This is a genomic window from Pelomonas parva (assembly GCF_043555835.1).
In the GTDB taxonomy this organism is placed as follows: Bacteria; Pseudomonadota; Gammaproteobacteria; order Burkholderiales; family Burkholderiaceae_C; genus Pelomonas; species Pelomonas parva.
Genome location: NZ_JBIGHV010000013.1, coordinates 114,203 through 135,748, shown reverse-complemented (window position 1 = coordinate 135,748; position 21,546 = coordinate 114,203). Strand labels below are relative to the sequence as shown.

General features: G+C 62.9%; 22 protein-coding genes. 18 read left to right on the top strand and 4 right to left on the bottom strand.

Features of this window, described 5'->3' with window-relative positions; all coding sequences use genetic code 11:
* The first annotated feature begins 104 nt into the window (after positions 1-104).
* From ACG00Y_RS27000 to ACG00Y_RS26950, 11 genes are all read left to right on the top strand, one after another.
* Entirely contained in the window at positions 105-494 is a 390-nt protein-coding gene (locus ACG00Y_RS27000) for a hypothetical protein (RefSeq protein ID WP_394484434.1), read from the top strand.
* 3 nt (positions 495-497) lie between these two features.
* Positions 498-905, top strand: coding sequence for a hypothetical protein (locus ACG00Y_RS26995; RefSeq protein WP_394484433.1), 408 nt, complete (start codon positions 498-500; stop codon positions 903-905).
* A complete protein-coding gene (locus tag ACG00Y_RS26990) occupies positions 895-3,873 on the top strand; it encodes a CHAT domain-containing protein (protein ID WP_394484431.1) in 2,979 nt (992 codons plus the stop codon). The genes ACG00Y_RS26995 and ACG00Y_RS26990 overlap by 11 nt, the downstream gene beginning before the upstream one ends.
* A gap of 51 nt (positions 3,874-3,924) precedes the next feature.
* The gene (locus ACG00Y_RS26985) at positions 3,925-4,341 is read left to right on the top strand and encodes a hypothetical protein (protein ID WP_394484430.1); all 417 of its coding nucleotides are present in this window, start codon (positions 3,925-3,927) and stop codon (positions 4,339-4,341) included.
* A 6-nt stretch (positions 4,342-4,347) separates the two neighbouring features.
* Entirely contained in the window at positions 4,348-4,740 is a 393-nt protein-coding gene (locus ACG00Y_RS26980) for a hypothetical protein (protein ID WP_394484428.1), read from the top strand.
* 1 nt (position 4,741) lies between these two features.
* Complete coding sequence (locus ACG00Y_RS26975) at positions 4,742-5,353, top strand: RNA polymerase sigma factor (RefSeq protein ID WP_394484426.1); 612 nt, start codon at positions 4,742-4,744, stop codon at positions 5,351-5,353.
* Positions 5,350-6,006 carry a hypothetical protein gene (locus ACG00Y_RS26970; RefSeq protein WP_394484424.1) on the top strand — a complete coding sequence of 219 codons (657 nt, stop codon included), beginning with the start codon at positions 5,350-5,352 and terminating at the stop codon, positions 6,004-6,006. The genes ACG00Y_RS26975 and ACG00Y_RS26970 overlap by 4 nt, the downstream gene beginning before the upstream one ends.
* The gene (locus tag ACG00Y_RS26965; RefSeq protein ID WP_394484422.1) at positions 6,003-6,590 is read left to right on the top strand and encodes a hypothetical protein; all 588 of its coding nucleotides are present in this window, start codon (positions 6,003-6,005) and stop codon (positions 6,588-6,590) included. Before ACG00Y_RS26970 ends, ACG00Y_RS26965 begins: the two co-directional genes overlap by 4 nt.
* A gap of 146 nt (positions 6,591-6,736) precedes the next feature.
* Positions 6,737-7,273, top strand: coding sequence for a hypothetical protein (locus ACG00Y_RS26960; RefSeq protein WP_394484420.1), 537 nt, complete (start codon positions 6,737-6,739; stop codon positions 7,271-7,273).
* 176 nt (positions 7,274-7,449) lie between these two features.
* The gene (locus tag ACG00Y_RS26955) at positions 7,450-8,136 is read left to right on the top strand and encodes a hypothetical protein (RefSeq protein ID WP_394484418.1); all 687 of its coding nucleotides are present in this window, start codon (positions 7,450-7,452) and stop codon (positions 8,134-8,136) included.
* A gap of 214 nt (positions 8,137-8,350) precedes the next feature.
* Positions 8,351-9,007, top strand: a complete 657-nt coding sequence (locus tag ACG00Y_RS26950; RefSeq protein ID WP_394484417.1) for a hypothetical protein — start codon at positions 8,351-8,353, stop codon at positions 9,005-9,007.
* Positions 9,008-9,075: 68 nt separating this feature from the next.
* Here the strand turns inward: ACG00Y_RS26950 and tnpC are convergent, their stop codons facing one another.
* The 4 genes from tnpC to ACG00Y_RS26930 all read right to left on the bottom strand — a co-directional run bounded on the left by tnpC (position 9,076) and on the right by ACG00Y_RS26930 (position 13,082).
* A complete protein-coding gene (tnpC, locus tag ACG00Y_RS26945; RefSeq protein WP_394484415.1) occupies positions 9,076-10,662 on the bottom strand; it encodes an IS66 family transposase in 1,587 nt (528 codons plus the stop codon).
* A gap of 86 nt (positions 10,663-10,748) precedes the next feature.
* Positions 10,749-11,099: an IS66 family insertion sequence element accessory protein TnpB gene (gene tnpB, locus ACG00Y_RS26940; protein WP_394484413.1), complete on the bottom strand. Its 351-nt coding sequence runs from the start codon at positions 11,097-11,099 to the stop codon at positions 10,749-10,751.
* Positions 11,075-11,515, bottom strand: a complete 441-nt coding sequence (gene tnpA, locus ACG00Y_RS26935) for an IS66-like element accessory protein TnpA (RefSeq protein WP_394484411.1) — start codon at positions 11,513-11,515, stop codon at positions 11,075-11,077. Before tnpA ends, tnpB begins: the two co-directional genes overlap by 25 nt.
* A gap of 268 nt (positions 11,516-11,783) precedes the next feature.
* Positions 11,784-13,082, bottom strand: a complete 1,299-nt coding sequence (locus ACG00Y_RS26930) for a GGDEF domain-containing protein (RefSeq protein WP_394484410.1) — start codon at positions 13,080-13,082, stop codon at positions 11,784-11,786.
* 162 nt (positions 13,083-13,244) lie between these two features.
* On the opposite strand from ACG00Y_RS26930, the gene ACG00Y_RS26925 reads away from it, so the two are divergent.
* From ACG00Y_RS26925 to ACG00Y_RS26890, 7 genes are all read left to right on the top strand, one after another.
* Entirely contained in the window at positions 13,245-13,940 is a 696-nt protein-coding gene (locus tag ACG00Y_RS26925; RefSeq protein ID WP_394484408.1) for a tyrosine-type recombinase/integrase, read from the top strand.
* Between the two features lie 7 nt (positions 13,941-13,947).
* On the top strand, positions 13,948-15,174 hold the full coding sequence (locus tag ACG00Y_RS26920) for a tyrosine-type recombinase/integrase (protein ID WP_394484406.1): 1,227 nt from the start codon (positions 13,948-13,950) through the stop codon (positions 15,172-15,174).
* The gene (locus ACG00Y_RS26915) at positions 15,171-16,112 is read left to right on the top strand and encodes a tyrosine-type recombinase/integrase (protein WP_057299405.1); all 942 of its coding nucleotides are present in this window, start codon (positions 15,171-15,173) and stop codon (positions 16,110-16,112) included. The genes ACG00Y_RS26920 and ACG00Y_RS26915 overlap by 4 nt, the downstream gene beginning before the upstream one ends.
* Positions 16,109-17,107, top strand: a complete 999-nt coding sequence (locus tag ACG00Y_RS26910) for a site-specific integrase (RefSeq protein ID WP_057299406.1) — start codon at positions 16,109-16,111, stop codon at positions 17,105-17,107. Before ACG00Y_RS26915 ends, ACG00Y_RS26910 begins: the two co-directional genes overlap by 4 nt.
* A gap of 642 nt (positions 17,108-17,749) precedes the next feature.
* Positions 17,750-18,976, top strand: a complete 1,227-nt coding sequence (locus ACG00Y_RS26900; RefSeq protein WP_394484403.1) for an ABC-three component system protein — start codon at positions 17,750-17,752, stop codon at positions 18,974-18,976.
* On the top strand, positions 18,973-19,452 hold the full coding sequence (locus ACG00Y_RS26895; protein WP_394484401.1) for a three component ABC system middle component: 480 nt from the start codon (positions 18,973-18,975) through the stop codon (positions 19,450-19,452). The genes ACG00Y_RS26900 and ACG00Y_RS26895 overlap by 4 nt, the downstream gene beginning before the upstream one ends.
* Positions 19,449-21,479 (top strand): DUF3732 domain-containing protein, encoded by a 2,031-nt coding sequence (locus ACG00Y_RS26890; protein WP_394484399.1) that lies wholly within the window; start codon positions 19,449-19,451, stop codon positions 21,477-21,479. The genes ACG00Y_RS26895 and ACG00Y_RS26890 overlap by 4 nt, the downstream gene beginning before the upstream one ends.
* Positions 21,480-21,546 lie beyond the last annotated feature (67 nt).

The following is a 21,546-nucleotide window of genomic DNA, read 5'->3' as shown; positions in this document are numbered from 1 at the left end:
GCTTGCCGCTTGCCGCTTGCCGGTCTGGAGTCAAGCGGCGTGTCGATCGTCTATCAAGAAATCGTGTGCCGTACAGCTCCGCGAATATGGCGTCGCATTCCCATATGGTCATCGATCACCCGAAAGAAGCCGCATTGCTTTCCTATGCCTTGGAGCTGGCCGCTGCATGCTCTGTTCAGTTCCATGCGCATGTGAGTGGCATGATCCTGGACATCCTCGCCGGCGAGTACTCCTGGTCGGATATCAAGCTGCATGAATCGCTGGGCGAGGTAGCGATGTTCAAGGAAGAATCGCCGGCCGATACGCCCATCAAGCTTCCGGTCGGCGTCGAGGTTTTGCAGGTCACGCCTGCGCTCGTTGACATGGCCTTCGCGGAGATCGCCCACCGAGTCAAATGGGACATCGTCATGGCCAAACACAGGGACGCCAACAAGTTCATCGGCACGATCTTTCGGCATGGGAACGTCTCTGACGAGCCGCCCGCACAGCATTGAACGATGCATCGATCCAGGTATCGCTATCAGTTCGACGAAAACCGATCCGAAGGGCGGTTGAGGGAGATCTGGACAGCCCCACCGCTGACGCTGGAGGAGGCGCGAGAGGCCGATGCCTTCGTGTTTCTTTGGGGAGAGTACGGCGCATCGACCTACTTGATCGCAGCGGCGTGGGAGATTCGATGCACGCAGCAACAGTTGGATGACGTGCTGGCCATGCTCGACAAGGAAGGTTGGTGCGACCTCGGAAATGCAGGCATCCGGTACGTTGCAAGACTGGAGGCGACTGCTGGCGTCAAACCCCACCATATCCGCGTCGGCGTCAACGAAATCTGGATCGCCCAGGCGCTTTCTCATCTGACTGAGCCGGTGCTGGCAAGACTTGCGGGGGGCACTGCACGTGGCGGCTAAGCGCGTACTGGTCATCATCCTGTGGGTCTGTGGCGTGGCGTCGTGCGCATGGGCGCAGCAGCCTCAACCCGATTCGGCAAGTGAAAACATCCCCTCGATTTCGAGACTCCGCGAAGTCGCGCCGACGGATCCAGGGGAGCGCCTCGCCTACAAGCAGGAGCTCTACCGGTTTCTCGAGGAGTTGAGAGAGAACCCTTTGTACACGCACGTCGGCTTCTTTCTCGGGCCGCGGCTCCAGCTTGGCCAGATGGAGTTGCAAGACGGCAACCATGCCGCGGCGCTGTCACAGCTGCAGCGAGCCGTGAGCTACATCCAGCTGCTGCAGGCGAGCCCAAACGGCGTAGCGAAGCGTTGGCCGGAGGTGAAGTACCTGGAAGAGGCCGAAGTCATGGTGGCCGAATGCCTGCACAAGCTGCAGCAACGAGATCAGGCGGCTGAGACTTATGCCAAGGTGATCGAGCGGCTGCGCCAGGCACAACCAGGCAAGCCGACCGTCCTGGCGACAGCGCTCCACAGCTCTGCGGCGCTGGCGGCGGAACAGCGCGACATGGCGCTGGCCCGCCGGTATATGCGCGAATCGGCCGAACTCAGCCTGACCCTGCCCGGCGTTACCGCCGACTTGATCGCCGATCGGCTGAAGGCCTTGCTGCAAGTTGCTGCGGTCGACCCTGGCGCCGACGGAGCGCGCGAACTGGTGAACCAGGCGCTCGAAGCAGCGCGTCGGTCCGATCTGGTGCGCGGCCTGCCCGCGAGCCATCTTGAGCTGTTGAACGCCGCCCTCGCGTTCCACATGAAGACAGGCGACCTGCAGTCAGCACGGCAAACGCTGGAAGCCAGCCAGCCTGTGGACGCGGCCGCGGCGGCCGCAGCGTCGGGCCTCAGCCTTGCGCTGGTGTTGCGCCAATTGGAACTGGCGGCGAGGCTCGGCGACGAAGATCCGTTCCATGACGGGTGGGAGGCCATCCGCCACCAGGCGACCTCGCTGCCCGCAGCTCAGCGCGACGTGTTCGCCGAACACGCCCGCGCGATGGCCTGGGAATCCATCGATGCAGCCATTGCAGAGTTGGGCCAGGAAGGCGACCGCGCGTTCCGGGCGCGTGAGGTGACGGAACTGTCAGCGAGCCTGCTCGTTCCCTTGCTGGAGCCAGAGAACCCCCGCAGCCGCTTCGTGCGCCTGCAGGAAGGCTTCTGGCAACTGATGACGATCGACACGCCTTCCGCGCGCTTGTCGTTCGAGAACCTGTTGCAGCAGGACACCGGCACAGCCGAGGACGCCTGGTTGCGGGCGTTTGCAACGCTGATGCTCGGATGGGTGCACGCCCTGCAGCGGCACGACGACGTGGCAATTGCACTCGGCAAGGATGCACTCAACGCGTTCCGGTCGCAGCAAGCTGCCGGCACGGTCGCCGATTGCAGCCGTGCGTGCGTCGACATCGCGCGGCTGGCACTCACTGGCGAAGGCATGGCCTACCGGATGCTCACCGACTGGCTGATCCGTGCCGGACGACTGAGCGAAGCGCAGCAACTGCTGCTGGTGCTGCGCGAAGACGAACTTGCGGAGAGCATGCGTTGGGGGAGCGCCCTGCCGTCGAGCGACAGCCGAGCCGCGCTCACCGGCCTGGAACTGGACCGCTTCCGAGGCTTTTATCGCCTGCGTGAGCAGCAGGCAGCGCTTGCCCACGAGCGGCTGCAGCTGCAGGCACAGCAGGCGGCGGGCCGGCTCGACGGGGCCGGCAGGGCACGCTTGCAGCAGATCAGCCGACTGGAAGCCGAAGAACTCAAGCCCGCAGTGTCCCGGTTCCTGCAGGGCCTTGACTCCGCCATGGCCGTCAATGCAGACACGGTCGTGGTGCAGAACAGCGCCAGCGTGCGGGCCGAAGCCACGCAGATTCAGCGCGACATCGACAAGTGGGCCCGCGAAGCGCCCCTGGCCAGGGCCGTCGGCGTGCAGTACCTGGTCGGCAGGGAAAACTTGAGCATCCTCGTCACCGTGCCGGGGCTGTCGCCTATCGCGCGTCAGCTCCCGATCCCGCGGGCCGAGTTGTACAACGCGGTCTACACGGCGCAGACCTTGATGCGCACACCTCTGTCCGCGCCGAACCTTCTGCGGCCCGCGCTGCAGAGGCTGCATGCGTTGCTGCTGGCGCCCATCGAGAACGACCTGCGTCGCATGGGTACGCACACATTGCTGCTGTCGCTGGACGATCGGCTGCGGCAATTGCCTTTCGCTGCGCTGATCGGGACAGATGGTCGCCATGTGATCGAGGACTACGCCATTGCGCTGTACAACGAGGCGACGTCGGGTATGCCGACGCCAGGCCGGTCGCGCGACTGGCGGGTGGCAGCCATGGGCACGTCGAAGGCGGTAGGTGGCCTGCCCGCGCTTATGGCCGTGCCGGCAGAACTGGCGGAGGTGGTGCGGGTCAGTCGTAGCGGCGGGCAGACCTTCCTGGACGGGCAGTTCACCCGCGCCACGCTTGACCGTGCGCTGACCCAGCGATCGACCGCGCCGTTCAACGTCCTCCACCTGGCCAGCCACTTCGTGCTTCGTCCCGGGGACGCAGGCGCATCCACCCTGTTCCTGGGCGACGGAACTTCGATCAGCCTGGCGGAGATCTCGCGCCGCCAGTTCGATTTCCGCGGTTTCGAACTGGTGGTCTATTCCGCATGCGAAACAGGGGTCGCCGGCGGCCGCACGGCCAACGGCATGGAAATGGAAAGCCTCAGTGCGCTGACGCGCCGTCAGGGCGCGGCCACCGTGCTCGGTACGCTGTGGAAGGTATCGGACACCAGCGTGGCTCGGGCCATGGCGACGTTCTACGACCAGAGCGCGCGCGGGGGCGACAGCCTGGCCGACACGCTGCGGCAGACCCAGCTGGCCATGTTGCGGGGCGAGCGGGGCACATCGGCCAGCCATCGGCACCCTTTCCACTGGGCCCCGTTCGTGCTGATGGGCAACTGGCGATGAATTTCTTCCTGACTGAACCGCGTCACCAACGTCTTACGGGGCAGAGGCAGCTTGGACGCCGAAACGGGTTCACCGGACTACAACTTGAAACAAATGAATACCCCTCTCACGAAAGCCGTCATTTCCTTCAATTTCCTGGCCTGCTTGTTGGCTATCGCGGCAGCCCTTAGACACGTTACCCAGATGCCGGGCGGCATGGCTTGGTGGGAGTTTCTGCTGAGCGTCGGAATATTCGTATTCGTGATAGTGCTGCCATTCGTCTGCTTCCTCTCCAGAGTTCTGGAGGGAGGAGGGAGCAAACTAAGCTACTTTGTGATCGTGCTTAACCTTGTTTTCAGCGTCTTCGGCGCTTTCACGCTGTATTACGCCCTGCACGGGAAGCCGTTGGACTCGTTGGGACTGTTTGTGATCGGCCTGTCGCCGATCGCGCTTGCGAACGCAGCCTGGCTGATATTCAAGGAGGAATGAACGACCATGAAAATTGCGCTGACGACTTTCAATTGGGTGGCCATCCTCGTGGCGACCTTCACCATCCTTGCAACGGGAGCGAAGGATCTTTCGCCTAATTTGCCTCCCTGGGGGTTTTTGGTATTCCTTCCGTTCGCCTGTTTCTTTTTCGCGTGTTTGGCGTTGCCCTTCATCTACCTGCCCAGGGTCTTGCGCGGCAATGACAACGACAACTTCACGAGAATATTCCTGGTCGTCATAAATATTATTTTCTGCATCGTGGCGGGCTTCGAGGTCGTCGATGTGATGGAGGGGCGCAACTCGGATTTCATGGAGATCTACTGCATGGGATTCGCCCCTCTCGCACTGCTCAACGCCCTCTATCTGATGTTCAGCAAACAATCCGCGCCGGCGAACTGACATGGATGCAAAGATCTTCCTGGAACGTATGGAGAAAAGCGATCCCACCGTTTTCGGTGAGGTCATGGAGATCCTGCGTCCAATGGCCCTCAGTGCCTGCCATGCGCTGAGATTTCCATACGGTGAGCAAGAAGACATCGTGCAGGACGTCGCGCTCAAGGTGTTCCGAAAGTGGCGAACCTTTCGTGCCCAAAGCAAGTTGAGCACATGGATCTATGCCATCGCGTACCGCCACTGCCTGGATCTGCTGCAGAAGAAGGCGAACGAACCGGTGTTGATGGATCCGCAGGCCAACCCGTCTGGCGATGGAGAGGCCGAGTTCTGGGAGCCCGATCCCAGCCACGGCGACCCTGACCACCAGCGATGCATCCAGGCGGTGCTTGCAGAGCTCGACCGCGAGCCGCCTGCCCGCGTCAAGAGCGTGCGCAAGATTGTTCTTCTTCGCTTCTGGGTGGAAATGGACCCGTCCATGGAAGAACTGGCGGAGTTTCTGGAGACCACGGTGGCGGCCGCCAAGGAGCGCAAGCGCTATGTCTGGGCGCACCTCAAGAGCCTTTGCGCAAAACATTGCGGCACGGTCGAATGCGGCCTCGAATCAGGAATGAAGGCATGAACACCAGCCAGACCGACGATCGGGGTGAAGACGCGCAGGCCGAAGCCTTCTTCGAAGCGCTTGCGGGCCGTGGCAAGTCCCATGACGGCGCAGCAGTTCTGCGAGCGACGATCCTGGCGGAGTCGCAGGCTCTGCGGAGCGCCCATGCCGCATCGCCGCATGCGGCAAGCCGAGATGCCCAGACCTTCGCGCTGCTGCTGAAGGATGGCGTGTTTGCCGAGCCCCGGGCTGCCCGCGCAGCCGTGCCGCCACGGGCTACCTTGTCGAAGGCCGCGCGCTGGCGCGAACGCATGGATCGACTGTTTGCCATCCGCTGGTTCAGCCCCGCGATTGCAACTTTTGCTGCTGTGGCTTGCCTGTTCGTGATCATGCCCGGCCAGCCATCCGACCCCGCCAACCCGGACGAAGTGTTGCGGGGCGGAGCGCAAGACACGATGGTCGTCGCTGACCCCGAGGCCTTTGCGCAGTCTGTGCTGACTGAACTGCGCGCGGCTGGGGCCGATGCTCGGCTCCTTCAGATCAACGATCGGTCCTGGATGTTGTCAGTGACGGTGCCGCCCGACCGGACCGAAGCTGCAACGGCCGTTCTGCAGCGCAAGGGCTGGCGCGACATCGCCCGCTTCCCCGTAGACCTGACGATCACCCAGCGATGAACAGCGTCCTCTCCAGACTGCTGGCCCTGGGCCTCACCCTGTGGCTGACCGGCTGCAACCTGACGACAGATCGGCCACTCTTCTCGGCCGAGGACGCGGCCGATGTGAAACTGGAGAGCGGCTACTACGCCGACGGGACCAAGGTGGCCTACATCCAGGTGTTCGGGGGAAAGACCGTCGTGAACACTCAGAACGACAGCCGTGTGCCCTACCAGGCCCTTGCGGTCGACCTGGGCGAAGGCATCTACCTTCTGCAGTACGGGAAGATCAATGAAGCCGCGCGGACCTATGTCCTGTTCCGTTACGACGCAGACGGCCTGGGCATCTCCACGGCGGTCTACGACTGCAACAAGGATGCTGCCTTCTTCAGGAATTTCGGCATTTCCATCAAGGTGGGGCCCGGCGAATGCCGGATGAGCGGCGCCACCAAGGAACGATTGGTCAGGGCCCAACGTGCCCTCGCGAAAGCCCTTCCGGAAGACAACTGGCGCCGGAGCTACCGCGCAACAGCCTACGACGAGGGCGCACGGACGTTCGAAAGTTACGACAGTTTCCCAGGGCGAAGCCCGTCTCGAGTGCAGTGACCGTGCGCTACCCATGCCGACCCCGCCCCTGGCTAGCGCTTCACGCCGGACAGGCCTGGGTGCAAGAAGGATTTAGGTGTTTCCTGACTTTCGGTCGCTGGTGGCGTCTCAGATCATGAATGGCCATGTTAGACAGGAGGTCTCCAGTGCATGAATCCGAAAGCCCACCCTCAAACCAGATCGGCGCGGCGCGCCAACGGCCGCTTTGGATGCTGGCCTTGCTGGCGTTCGGGCTCGGTCCGTTGCTGTTCCGACTGCTCTTCGACTCGCAACTGGCCGCCGCCAGTACGTGGCTGGTTGCCGCCCTGGACATCGGTTTCCATCGGTCCGATATACACCTGACGCGACTGTTGCTGCGCGTGGCGCTGCCTACCTTGTTAGTGCTTGCGCTGCTGCGGTTCACGCCGCTGGGACGCTGGATCGTGATGACGCCCGCAGCACTGGCCCTGCTGTTGATCGAGAACGCGTTCTTCGGGCTGTATGTGTTCAACCAAGTATCGGTGTATGTACTGAACGACGACGGTCTGCTGCGCCAACTGGTGAAGGGACCGGCGCAACCCATTGCACTGGTCTGCGTGTCCGGTGCGACCCTGTTGCTACTGTGCGCTACCGCCTGGCATCGCTCTTCGGCATTCAAACGTTGGCTGACGAGCTCAGGCCAGTCGTGGCTTCGCCCCCTCTGAGCCCGGAACCAATCGATAAAGCTGGTTCGGGTCGACACTCAAGAGCTATTTCGGGGCGGCCCAATGCGCTTCCCTGTCGCTACGGATTCCATCGGCATAGCATCGTTACACAATCGATTAGAGCGCCCGGGCACAGCCAACCCGAACATTCGCTTGCAGGGCAGGGAGCACGCGTCATGAGCATCGACAAAGAACACATCGCCAGGAACTACGCGCAGCTAAGCGACGAGGCGTTGCAGCAAGCGACCGGGCAGGACCTTTTACCGGAAGCCCGGGCGCTGCTGGACATCGAACTCGAGAATCGGCGCAAGGAGCGCGAGGAGGCCCGTCGCATCGCCGGCGAACGGGCCCGCGCAAATGCAGAACGCAAGGCGCAGGGCCTGCACGAGCTCGACGCCGAAGGCCGAGCCATGCTGCCCGTCATCCCGGCGGCCAACATGGCCCAGGGTTGGTGCAAAAGTGCCTCCTGGGTGCTCGGCATCTTGGGGGTCTTCTTGTTGTTCGCGCCGCCACACATCGCCGGGCTGCTCCTGATCGGCGCCGTAGTTGCCCTGCGCTTCATCCGCACGGGCCTGAGGCAGAACTCAAGAACGGCCGCCGTGCAGTTCCTTATCGTCGTGCCGGTTTCCGCGATGTTCGTCGTGTTCGGCTTTGCGCTGCTGGGCGACGCCGTGGACTCGTCATTCCGGCCGTCCCTTAGGGGGCTGGCTTCCATGGCCTGGTTTCTTGTCCTGACTGCGTTCTACTACCTGTGGGGCGTGGCATGTTGGATCTTCGTGGCCTTGGCGCTCAGGAAGGAAAAGTTCCTGGACGATGACGCACTGCAGGCGCTGGAGAGGGTGACTGCGCCGTACGACGCCTGAACCAGGGGTGGTCAAGATTCGGTCGGCCGCAACAGACATTACCGAAAAATGCATATGAGCGAACCGCATGAAACTATCCACTAATCCACCTTCGATCAGATCGACGATGCGAAACATACTACTTCTCTGCTGCTTTGCGACCCCATTTCTCGTGTTCGCGACGCCAAGGATTTATACAAGCCCTGTATATGCGAATGATCCACGCTGCCAAGCCATGTATGCTATGGAAGATAGCGCCGCCACTTCAGAGGCGATTTCCTTGCTGCGTCAACATGCGAAAGATCTGTGGGCGATGAGCGCGCAAGAACAGAAATCTGTCGTAGACCACTTCTCACGGTACTCAAGCCTACTGACTGACTGTGAACGCGCCGCAGATGAGTTCCGTGGCAGGAAGCCAGAAAAACAGAGCTTTTCGTACGCAGGCAATCAATATCACCGCGCGTTTTTAACTGGAATTCAGTCGAATGAACGCTTAGCGGAAAGCATAAGATCATTGAAGACCTTTTTCGTTCTGACTTACGAGAGACGAGGCGCATCTCTTGGAATCAGCAGTAGCCGCTATCTTAAAGGACTTACTCCAACTCCGCCCACTGAGAAATCACTACTGCCCCCAGTAAAAGAAGATCCTCAACTGAACGACAAAATCAAGGCACTTGAGACGACCATCAACCGTGAACTCCGGACTCGGGCAAAGCGCATTGGCGCGTCAGTGGAAGACTACGCGTTCCTCGTAAATGCGGAGACGCAAGAGACTTTATCTAAAGAAGGTCTTCTGAACTTTCCCGATCACTGGGCCAAACTAATTCCGGCAATAAAGCGGATTGAGGCTAGCGAGAAAGTCAAATTGCATCCCTACTTCGGCCCGAAGTGATGCCTAACTCCGTATGCGGTCAATTAACCGCGTCCTTGCCTCTCCCGAGGCAATCGGGCAAGTGAGTTTCAGACTTTGCTGAGGTCGATGGACCAGGGCAGCAACGCGGCGTAGTCGTCGACGGTCTGGGCGTTTGGCAGCGCAGCGAACAGCGCTCGCAGGTAGCGGTAGCCGTCGACGTTGTTGACCCGGCAGGTCTGCAGCAGCGAGTACAGGTTGGCGCTGGCGTTGGCACCGTGCACGGTGTCGGCGAAGAGCCAGCTGCGGCGCCCGACGCAGAACGGCCTGATGGCGTTTTCCTGTGCGTTGTTGTCGATGCTGTAGCGGCCGTCCCCGACGTAGCGCTTGAGCTTGCTCCACTGCGACGAGAGGTAGTGCAGTGCCTGGCCCAGCAGGCTCTTGGGCAGCACGCCGTGCAGGTTGGCCAGCAGCAGCGCCTCGATGTCGGCCAGCACGGGGACGCTGTCCTGCTGGCGCCGGCGCCCGAGTTCGTTGGTGTCGACGCGATCGCGCCTGGCTTGTGCCTCGACGTGATACAGCTGGCCGATGAGCGCGATGAAGCGCGCAGCCAATTGGTTCGGCCCCCGTTGGTCCTTTGGCAAGCCCTGCAGCGCTTCGAAGAAGTACCTCCGGCAGTGCGCCCAACAGGCCAGGTGCACGAGCTGGTGCGTCTGGGCCACGGTGTCGTAGACCTCGTAGCCATCGGTCATCAGCACGGCATCCTGACGGATGCCCGCGTACAACTCCATCGCTGTCTTGGTCGAGCGGCTGGGTGAGTAAGCAAACAGCCGTATCGGTGGCCCCGTGCCGTCACGGCCGCTGCCGTCGGTCATCTGCGCCCAGATGTAGCTCTTGGCCTGCGCGCTGCGCCCGGGCTCCTTGAGCACCTGCAGCTCGGTCTCGTCGCCGAACACCAGCGGCGCGTCCAGCAGCAGGTCACGCAGCAGGTTGATCACTGGCTGCACGGCCTGGCCTGCCCGCACCATGCTGGCGGCCACCGTGTTGCGCGCAATGTCGGTGCCGCCGAAGCGACCCAGCAGCACCGCCTGGCGGTACAGCGGCAGGCCGTCCAGGTATTTGGAGGTGGCGATCCAGGCCAGGGCGCTGTCGGTGAAGAGGCCTCTGGGGATGATCTGCGCGGGGCGCGTCGCCAGACGCATGCCGCCGTCGCAGCAGGGGCAGGCGTACTTGACGCGCTCGTGGCGGATGACACGCACCTGCTGCGGGATGATGTCCAACTGCTCGCTGGCCTCCACGCCGATCTCGCTCAAGCGCGCGCCGTCGTGCGGGCACACGCGCTGGTCCTCGGGCAGCTCGTGACGGATCACCTCGCGCGGCAGCGCCGGGTCCAGCGGCTTGCGGCCGCGCTTGACGCGCTTGTGGCCGGGCACGTCGATCTTGTCGTCGTCGGTCTCTTCAACCGCAGGCTCGGCCTGCGCGCCGAGGGTCTCGGCCTCGTTGAAGAACATGTCCTTCTGCAGCGCCACAGCCTCGCTGCTGGCGGCGAACAGCTGCCGTGTGAACTTGGCCAGCTTCTCCTTGAGCAGGTCGCGTTCGGCGCGCGTGACCCGCAGCTCGCCGGCCAATGACTCATTGCGCTTGAGCGCCTGGGCCAGCGCCTGCTGCAACGCAATGAGTTCGGCGGGTGCGGGCATGTGGACCATCGGGGGACAGTGTCCCCATCCCGTCACCCGTGCGCCATTCGGATCTGCCGCAATGGCGCATCCCGGCGCCGCTGTTCTCAGCCGGCGTGCTGGTACATGCGCTGGGGATGACGCTGCACGACACCGATGTCGATGCCTTCGAGCAGCCAGTGCAGCTGCTCCACCGTCAGTGTCGGCACCGCCGTCTCGCTGGGCCAGATGAAGCGATCTTCCTCCAGTCGCTTGAGCAGCAGCCAGAAGCCGTTGCGGTCCCACCCCAGGACCTTGACCCGGTCGCGACGCCGGTTGCTGAACACGTACACGCAGGCGGCGAAGGGGTCCAGGCCGAGGGCCTGCTGCACCAGGGCGGCCAGGCCGTTGATGTTGAGGCGGAAGTCCACCGGCGCGCGGTGCAGGTAGACCTTCAGATGCTCGTCGAGACGGAACACGTCAGCCTCCCCAGCATCTGGAGCACCTCTGCGAGCTGGCGCGGCCCGACGCCGCGAAGCTCGACCGCCACGCCGTTGGGCAGCTTGGCCTGCAAGCCCACATCGCGAGCGCCATCGAGTTCGTGCGCATCGCGCTCGACAGCGGCTCTGAGCACCGGCACCGCCACGAAGGGCGATCCCACCAAAGTCGAGGCTGCGACAGATGCAGGCTTGCGCAGCTGGCCGTGCTCACGTATCCATCTCGATACCTGGTTGGCATTGATGCCGAACTCGCGCGCCAGGCGCGCCACCGAGACACCAGGCTGCAAGCACTGCTCAACGAACTCGGCCTTGGCCTTCTTGTCGTACACGCAGCGCCCGCCGGGCTTGTGACGCAGCACCAACCGCCGCTTCAGGTCTTCCAGATCGACCGACATACGTCCCCACTTCACTTGTTAAGTGGGGACGAAGCCTGTCAGCTCTGCCGCAGCGCCTCAAGGACGCAGGTAATTGACCGCTTACCTAACTCCAACGTTGAGCGGCATCTTTCTGGAAGCTTGACAGGTAGGCCTATGCTGACGTCCGCTTTGGGCACCAAGCTGCCGACCGCCTGCCGGTCCGTGTCCCGGGGCAGGTCAGCCGCCCGAAGCTGTCACGGGCAACCGCCTGGCAGACGTCATCCGGATGCAGTAGGGCCTGACTAAATCAGGCCAACACTTCGAGGGGCGGCATCACGCAATTGCGGCCGGCACGTTTCGCCGCGTACAGCTGCGCATCGGCACGCTCCAGCAGGCGCTCGACGCTTTCGCCATGGTGCCATTGCGCCACGCCAAAGCTGGCCGTGGCGCCCAACGCCTCACCGCTTTCCAGCGGCACTCGCACTTCCTCCGCCAGCGCATGGCGTACACGCTCCGTCGCCTCGATCGCACTCATCAACGGTGTCTCGGGCAGCACCAGTACGAACTCCTCGCCGCCGTAGCGGGCTACCCAATCAGGACCGGCGCGCAGGGCCTGACGCAACGTCGCACCCACCGCAGCCAGCACACGGTCACCCACGAGATGACCCCAGCTGTCATTGATGGACTTGAAGAGATCCACGTCGCACATCACCACTGTCAGCGGACGGTCGTAGCGCGCTGCCTGGGCGATGGCAGCAGCCATTGCCTCATTGAAGGCCATGCGGTTGCGGCAACCGGTCAGGGGGTCGGTCGATGAGAGATGGCGGAGCTGCTCGAGCGCCTGCTGAAGCTCACCCGTGCGTTCAGCAACGCGCGCGTCGAGCTGTTGCACATGGTCGGCGACGCGCTGCTGCAAACCGGCGAGGCTGTCGGCAACTCGGTCAAGCTCGTCAGGCACACGTCCGCGAGGTGGTGTCCATACCGGAGGCTCGCCATGGGCGTCGGTCCGCAAACGGCCGAGGAAATCGGACAGCCCAGATAGCGGCTGGTGGACTCGCCGGTGCACCAGGCCCAATGCAATCAAAAGAAGTACCCCCGTCAACACCAGTCCGGGTACCAGGGCGCGCAGAACTTGGCTAGCCGCTTCTCGACGCAGCGCCGATGGATCTGGAAACACCTCAAGGTTGCCAAGTACCGCGCCGACGGTCCGAACGTCCACCTGCCGCTGATGAGCTGGAGGCGCAGCGCCCAGCCGAATTGGGAAGCGCAGCGGCTCGGTCCCGTCAGCCAGTGAAGCGATGCCGGCAGCCGCGAAGGGTCTGTTGCCGCCCTTGTCCCGCACGGCGATGTAGCCGACACCAGGGATGCCCAGAGCTGTGTCGAGGTGGCCCTGCACCAAATCCGGGGACACCTGCCATAGCGCTTCGGCAACGTTCATCGCCACGCTTTCCGTGTATCGGAGCAGGGCCGACTGCAGGCGATGTTCGCTCTCTCTGCGTGCCCACACGCCCATTGCAGCGGTCCAGATAAATGTGGCAAGAGCGCCCCAAAGCACGATGGCCTTGATAAGGCGGCGGGCGAGAGGCTGATAGCTTGGGGCACGCATGCGAAGGCGGTGTCGGCAGGGGCGGTCATCATATGAACGCCCGGGCCCTCGCTCCGCAACGCTTGCTCAACATAGTGACGGAATCTTCAGAGTACGCCGTATCGCCGGTCGGGCGATGAGCGAGCGCATGCTTGTTGGCCCTCAACTCGATGGGAGACCATCATGGGATCAGCAACCAAAGCCTTGTCGCGCGAGCCGTGGAACAAGGGCAAGATCGTCGGCCAGAAGGCGCCGTTCAAGGTCAAGGATATCTGGGCACTTCGAGTCCGCCTCCAGATGGAGAACCGCGTGCGGGAGCTCGCGCTGTTCAACCTCGGCATCGACAGCAAGCTTCGCGGGTGCGACCTCGTCTCGCTCAAGGTGCGAGATGTCTGTCATGGTGACGCGGTGGCTAGCCGAGCGGTGGTGATGCAGCACAAGACTCAGCGCCCCGTGCAGTTCGAGATCACGCCGGTGACGCGCGACGCCGTGCAGCGGTGGATCAAACAAGCGGGGCTGAGATCCGACGATTTCTTGTTCCCGAGTCGCATGCACTCTTCGCCGCATCTCGGTACGCGACAGTACGCTCGAATCCTGGAAGGCTGGGTGGAGGAACTCGGCCTCGACCCTGCCGACTACGGAACGCATTCGATGCGAAGGACCAAGGCGACGCTGATCTATCGGCGGACCAAGAACCTGCGCGCCGTGCAGCTGTTGCTCGGACATTCCAAGCTTGACTATCTCCCGCGCCGGACTATGTCCGGTGTTTGCGGAACCACAAGCGTAGGTGCTGCCGGCGACCCTTGGTCGCTGGACATAGCAATGCTCCTTGCCGGGCGCCGTTGCCCGCAAGGAGAGCATCTTGGATCGAACCTATGAGAGCGCCATGGCGCTCGCCAGTCGCGCCGCCGGACCCTTGGCGGCGCATCTCGGGCCCTGGGTCAGGTCGCTGATCGACAAGCAGTACGTTGCCGCCGTCGTCTACGTAAAGTCTCGGCATGCGGCGGCGTTTGATCGCTGGTTGGCCGCTCTGCGAACTGATCTTGAGGATCTCAGCGAGGTTCACCTCGCCCAGTACCAGGACCGTCGGCGGCGACTGCGCCGGCCTGTGTGCGTCGCCACTCGGCAGCAGGAGCGGCGCGAGTTGGTTCACCTGCTTCGCGACTTGCGCGAGCTGGGCGTGTGCTCTACGGCTCGCGTGGCAACGACACCGAGCGACGATCTTGCCGCCGACTTCGGGCACCACCTGCAGCACCAGCAAGGCCTGGCGAGCTCCTCGATTGAGCGCTACAGGAAGGTCGCTGAGCAATTCCTTGTGGAGCGCTTCGGTCGCGGCGCAGTTGATCTGAGCACTGTTGGCGCCGCCGACGTCGTCGGATTCGTGCAACGGCAATCCAAGCGCCTGACGCCGCCGGCAATGAAGTGCGTCGTCAACGGCCTGCGCTCGTTCCTTCGGTACGCCCAGTATTGCGGGAATGTCGCGCCTGAGCTCGTCGCTGCCGTGCCGGCGGTGGCCAGCTGGGCATGCACGCCGGCTGTGCCCAAGGCGATCTCTGCGGAACATGCCCAACGGGCCATTGACGGCTGTGATGCCACCACCGCGACCGGCCTTCGTGATCGCGCTGTCCTGTTGCTATTGGCGCGCCTGGGTCTGCGGGCCCGCGAGGTCATCGCATTGCGGTTGGAGGATTGCGACTGGGATCGCGGCCAGCTGCTCGTTCGCGGCAAGGGTCGACGCGAGTGCATCCTGCCGATGCCCGTCGACGTGGGCGAGGCCATCGCCTCTTACCTCGAGCGTGGACGACCCGCCTGCAAGGACCGACACCTGTTCCTGCGATCCATGGCGCCGGTATGCGGATTCCTGCAAGGCGCTGACGGCATCGGCTCGATCGTGCGCTACGCGCTGCGGCGAGCCAAGGTCGATGCGCTGCACAGCGGCTCGCACCAGTTCCGTCACGCCCTGGCCGTGCGCATGCTGCAAGGCGGCGCCTCGTTGCCAGAGATCGGCGAGGTGCTGCGCCACCGCAGCCCGCAGTCCACCTCCATCTACGCCAGGGTCGACATCGAAGCATTGCGTACCTTGGCTGTGGCTTGGCCGGGAGCTGCGCAATGAACACGCTCGATCAGGCCTTGAGTGAGTATCTCGAGCTGCGTCGCGGTCTGGGCTTCAAGATGCGCGACGCCGGTCTTCTGCTGCCGCGGTTCGTCGCCTTCATGCAAGAGCGCCAGGCGCCGTACATCACCGCGCGACTGGCACTGGAGTGGGCGCAGCAGGCACAGACAGTTCAACCCGCTGAGTGGGCCCGGCGCCTGGGCTTCGTGCGCGGCTTCGCTCGATACCGCAGCGCTACCGACGGCCGAACGGAGGTTCCGCCATCGGAACTGCTACCCCACCGCTCGACCCGCGCAAGGCCCCACATCTATACGGAGCAGGAGGTGCAGCGCTTGTTGGATGCGGCGCTGCAACTGCCGACGACGTGGCCGTCGACGCCGCTACGCCCCTGGGTGTTCCATTGCCTGCTGGGTTTGCTCAGCGTCACCGGTCTGCGCATCTCGGAGGCGCTGGACTTGAAGGTCGACGATGTCGACCTCGAACAGGGCGTGCTGACCATCCGCGCAGCGAAGTTGGGTCGATGGCGACTCGTGCCAATCCACGCCTCGACCGTGACCGCGCTGGCGGACTACCTCCGACGTCGAGAAGAGTTCCTGGGCGGGACTGCCTCGCGGTTCGTGTTCATCTCCAACTGCGGCACGCGCCTGGACATCGGCCGCGTTCACCGGGCCTTCTACACGTTGTCGCGGCAAACGGGCCTGCGCGCCCATGGCGCGCGCAACGGCCCCAGGCTGCATGACTTCAGACATCGCTTTGCAGTTCTGACGCTCGTGCGCTGGTACCAGTCTGGCGACGATCCCGGACGCAAGCTGTCGGTGCTCTCGACCTACCTCGGGCACGTCTACGTTGCCGGCACCTATTGGTACCTGAGTGCCTGGCCCGAGTTGATGGCGCAGGCGATGGCGCGGCTGGAGCGGCGCTGGGGAGATCCATCATGACGGGCCGGCCGAACTTGGCCCCGCTGCTTCAGGCCTTCTTCACCCAGCGCCTGATGCAGCAGCGTCAGGCCAGCGTGCACACGATCGCCTCCTACCGAGACACGTGGCGGCTGTTGCTGCAATTCGTCCAGAAGCGCCTGCACAAGGCGCCATCAACTCTGGCGTTGGAGGACATCGACGCGCCCTTGATCACGGCTTTCCTGGATGATCTAGAGAAGGCTCGCGGTGTCACGGCGCGAACGCGCAACTTGCGTCTGACCGCGGTTCACTCGTTCTTCCGCTACGCCGCCTTCGAGGCGCCGGCGACCGCGGCGCAGATCCAGAGAGTGCTGGCCATACCGGCCAAGCGCTTCACGCGCGCACTCGTGCCGTTCCTGAGTCGGCTGGAGGTTGATGCGCTGCTCGCCGCGCCGGATCAACACACATGGTCCGGGCGCCGCGACCACGCGCTGATCTTGCTGGCCGTTCAGACGGGGCTGCGTCTGTCGGAGTTGACCAGCCTTCGGCGCGAGGACTTGCATGTGGGCGCCGGCGCGCATGTGCGTGTGATCGGCAAGGGACGCAAGGAGCGATGTACGCCGCTGAGCAAGAACACGCGTGCCGTCCTTACTGCGTGGGTTCGACAGCCGCCTCTGGTGGCAAGCCAGCCGCTGTTCCCCAATGCGAGGGGCGGCCAGCTGAGCTCGCACGGCGTGCAATACCTGCTGGCCAAGCATGCGGCTGTGGCCAGCGACGTTTGCCCATCGCTGAAGCACAAGCGCGTCAGCCCGCACGTGCTGCGGCATACAACCGCGATGGACCTGCTGCAGGAGGGTACGGAGCCAATCGCGATCGCGTTGTGGTTGGGTCATGAGTCCATCGAGACGACCCAGGTCTATCTGGATGCCGATCTGGAGCTGAAGCAGAAGATCCTCGACAAGACCACGCCTCCCAACGGCAAGCCTGGCCGTTACCGACCGGACGACAAGCTGCTGGCGTTCTTGAAGGGGCTGTAGACGTTCGGCCTATGTCCAGCACCGCGCATGCCTGCTCATTGGAGGCTTGCTGGGCAGCGGGACATAGTCTGCAGCGGGAGATAGTCCAATCTATGTCCTGAAGTCCATAGGCTGGAGTCGACGGTGCGGTACCTCGGCATCGAGGTCGATGACGCACTGGAGATTTCCGAGCAGACAGAAATCTGAGCGAGCCAACAGCGGTGGCCCCTCCAGCGGGCTGAAGTCGTCACTGGCAACGGTGGCTTCCCGGAAGCCGGACCGGCTGCACACACGCCGGTTCCGGTCATTCGATGTCGAAGTGCCTTCAGCAGCTTGGCGCTTGCTGACCTTCGCTCGGTCCAGGCGAACGGTCGCTCTGATTTGCTATCCGGGCGTCCGCGGGCTGAAGCGTGCGGGTTGCGACTGAAGGCCACTTCGAGCCTCTCAGCGAGCTAGCGACATGGGGGTAGACCAAGCCCACGCCCACGCTGGCGGCCGTCTAGGGCGAAAGAGGCGGCGACCGCAACCGCCGGTCGCAGTCGAACTGAGGTGACCGGAGGATAGCTAGAAGGTTGTTACAGTCTGCCAAAACACCCTCGCCGCCACCTTGGACGGTTATGGGCTGATGTCCGTGCAGAACGCGCGGAGATACAGGGGGAAGACTTGAGTCCTGCGACAACGGTCGGAAGCGGTAGCCATTCAGCCATCGATGCGGCGTTGGGCTTTTACTATCAGTCGCTGTACGGTCTGCTGGCCATCGTCAAGGCCACTGAAGACGATGCCACCGTATGTCTGGAGCGTCTGGATGATGTGGAGATCGTCCTAAACGGTCGATCGCTTCTGGTTCAGTTGAAGCACTCCCTTAGCAAGAAGCCGGCGGCGGTGAGTGTGGCTTCCGTAGCCCTATGGAAGACACTTCGGGCATGGATCGACGTGCTGCCAAGGATCAGCGTGGACGACACGCGCTTCCAGCTAGTCACTGTGGCTCCGCTGCCGCCCGGCAGCGTTTTGGCGCCGCTACTTGATGAAAAGGCGTCGCGCGCTGGGCTCTTGAACCTTCTGGAGGCAGAGGCTCAACGCGTGGTGGATGAGCACGCTGCAGCCAAGAAAAATGGCAAGAGCCCCTTGCCGCACGTCGAGCGGCTAGCTGGCTGTTCTGCCTACCTCGCCCTACCGTACGTGACCCGCGAGAAGCTCCTGTCCAGGGCGACGATTCAGCCTGCTGCGAACGACATCAACAAGATCCAGCGCGACATCATGAACGCACTCACGCTCTTCCCTCCCGAGCAGCGTGAAGCGATTTCGCAGCGACTCATGGAGTGGTGGGATCTGCAGATCATCTACTCGTTCTGCGCCAAGAGAGAGCGTTTCATCACCAGACTCGAAGTGCAGCAGCAATTGCTCGAGATGGCCGGCGAGCTGGCGAGCGACGAGCTGCTCGCCGACTTCCAATTCGAGGTTCCACCCGACAACCACAGCCCGCCGTCGATGATTGCCACGCAGCTTCAACTGGTGAACTGCACCACGTCCGAGATTCGGTCGGCGCAACGCGAAGAATGGAAAGCAAGGTCGCAGCGCCACAAATGGATGAAAGAGCGAGCAGACATGTCTGGTCGTATCCACCGATACGACGAGTATCTGGTTCAGGAATGGGGAGACCGGCATGAGCCGATGGTCGAGGTGCATCAGTCAGCCCCGGAAGGAAAAAAGCGGGCTGCGGGACTGGAGATCTTTCGGTGGTCGTTCAGCCAGGCCCACCAGGAAGTCGATCCCTTTGCGAAGAACTGGAACGCGTCCTACTACGTGCGTGGCAGCTATCAGGTTCTAGCGGTTGAGAAGAGTGTCGGCTGGCATCCTGATTTCGTTACCCTGTTGAAGGGCAGCTCATGATTGCCGCGCGTGACGTCTTCGCCGAGACCAATCCGGCATTCTGCGGCGCAGTGTTCGCACAATTTTGTTCAGCCTATCAGGGGGCTCGGCCCGGACTCTCCCCGGCAGCGGCGTTGGTGTACTTGGTCGTGCCTCTCGCGGTCTCGGAGGACTTGGCGCCGACCTTTGATGGCTGCAACCGGGAGACCGGGTTCACGCTGTGGATGGGCCGAAACCCGAAGGTGTCAGTCGATCTGGCCAAGAAGGTCAACTCAACCCTTGAAATCACGACTGCCGCCATCCGCTTTGGCTGCATCGCCGGCATCTTCAAGCTCACGCCCGACGGCGGCGTTGAGAGCACCCGGAAGGCGCTACCGGCAGCGGTCACGAACGGCGTGGCTGGCGCCGCCTTGAAAAGGGCCCGCCTGCTAGGAATCTGGATGGCCGACATGGGGTCGCCCAGGGCTGTCCTGGAAGCATTGGGAGTTTCTGTATGAAGCGATGGAACATCGCGAGCGTCTTCTTCATTGGTGAGGAGGACGCGTTCCGCATCATCGAACTGGACGCTGATCGCGTGAACATCATCACCGGCGCATCGGGCACGGGAAAGTCGGCTGTCATCAAGGCGTTGGACTATTGTCTTGGCTCATCCAAGTGCCAGCTGCCGGTGTATGTGCGGCGCCGATGCGTGGCTGTTGGAGTCAAGTGGGTGAGAGGCGCGGACGAGATGATCTCGTGCCGCCAAGTCCCGCTGGTCGGCAAAGAGCCCAATTCCTACATGTACGTGACCACGGGGAGGAACCTGAAGATTCCCCGCTCCGTTGGTGAGTTCGAAGGCCGGGGACTCGTGGCGGTCAGCAAGGCCCGGTTGGGCGAGGCGTTCGGGATCGAGGCCATGCCCATGGCCGAATCCGAGCAGCCCGGAAAAGACTCGCCGGACCGACCATCGATCCGCCAGTTCGCGCCGTACGTGTTCGTCACCAAGGAGGTCATCGATAGCGAGACGGTCCTGCTGCACGGCCTTGACAGCAGTCTCAGGGCTCCCCCCATCATCTCGACGATGCCCTACTTCCTTGGCGTGGTCACCGGGTCGACCGCGGCTGCCGAGAGACGTCTTCGACAAGCGCGCAGAGCCCTGGAGATTGACGTCGCTCGTGAGGAGGCCCGCGTCGCAAAGGACAGCGTGCTAAAGCAGCGGTCTCGGGTATTGCTTGGCGAAGCGCAGCAGCTAGGGCTGGTGGAGAGCCCACCTGAGGGAGCCGATGAGGCCTTCCTCGTCGGCATGGTGCGTAGGGCAGCATCGCCGGCGGCTCGTCCGCTGCAGTACCCGGGCGCCGACCAACTGGACGGGTTGCAGGAGCGCCGCCAAGCCACTCTAAAGGAGCTGGGTCAGACGAAGCGCAAGCTTCGAGCGCTGGCTGTAACGGAGCAGGAGTCGCTGGACTATGAGACCGCGGTCACTACCCAGCACCAAAAGCTCCGCATTGCCGAGCATCTTCACCTGCTGGACGTACCCACAAAATGCCCAGTGTGCGAATCCGAGACTGCCTCCGGCGCGGAAGTCGCGGTGGCGATGAGGCGATCGCTTCAGACAATTCGCTCAGAGACCAGCGCAGTTGGACGCCTTCGGCCGCAGATCGGTGACGCAGCGGCCCAGCTGAACAAGCGAGTTGAGGAGCTCAGTGGTCTCCTCAGGGAACTTGATGCCGCGGTTGCGTCTACGTTGAACCAAATTGCCGAGGCCAAGCAATATGCCGACCTTGCACAGCTGCAGTCCTTCTTTCGTGGCAAGGCGACCTATTTCCTTGAAACCGTCGAAGACCAGCTTCTGAAGCCTGCCAAAGACCTGACTAAGCAGCGGGACGAGATCGCCGACCTCGAAGCAAAGGTTGACGCCGACAACCGGCGAATCCGCATGCGCCGTGCAGAAGCCGCCGTTTCGCAGTACGCGTCCGAAGTGTTCTCGAAACTTCCCAAGGTTGAGCCTTGTGTCGATGCGGAGCTCGTCTTCTCGGCCCGAGAGCCCGCAGTTTCAATCATAGAGGACGGCCCTGAAGGCGCGGTGCTCTCGATGGCTGATCTAGGTTCGGACCAAAACTGGCTGGCAGTCCATGTCGCGCTGGCCTTTGGCCTGCAAAGGCACTTCGAGAAAGAGCGCAGGCCGGTACCTGGCGTCATCGTCCTCGACCAGCTAAGTCGTCCCTATTTCCCAAATCAGGGCATAGGCGCCAATGAGGTTGAAGACGAAGGAGATGAGGATGTCGCCGAGGTCGAGCCCGACATGGCTGAAGATCGGCCGGACGAGATCTCCATTTCCGACGACGAGGACTATGTGGCCATGCGACAGCACATCGACTTCCTTTTCAAGGAGGTTCAGGCGCGCAGCGGCCTACAAGTGCTTCTGCTAGAGCATGCCTACTTCCCGTCGGACCCGCGCTATGTGTCGGCCACAAAGGAGCGCTGGACCAAAGCGTCGGGCAAGGGGCTGATACCTCGCGACTGGAAGCGGCGGTCAGCAATGTAGCCATGAAGCGCGCCGGTATCCGTGCCTTGCGCGTCGCCCAATAGCCGAAAAGAAGGGAGAGACGAGA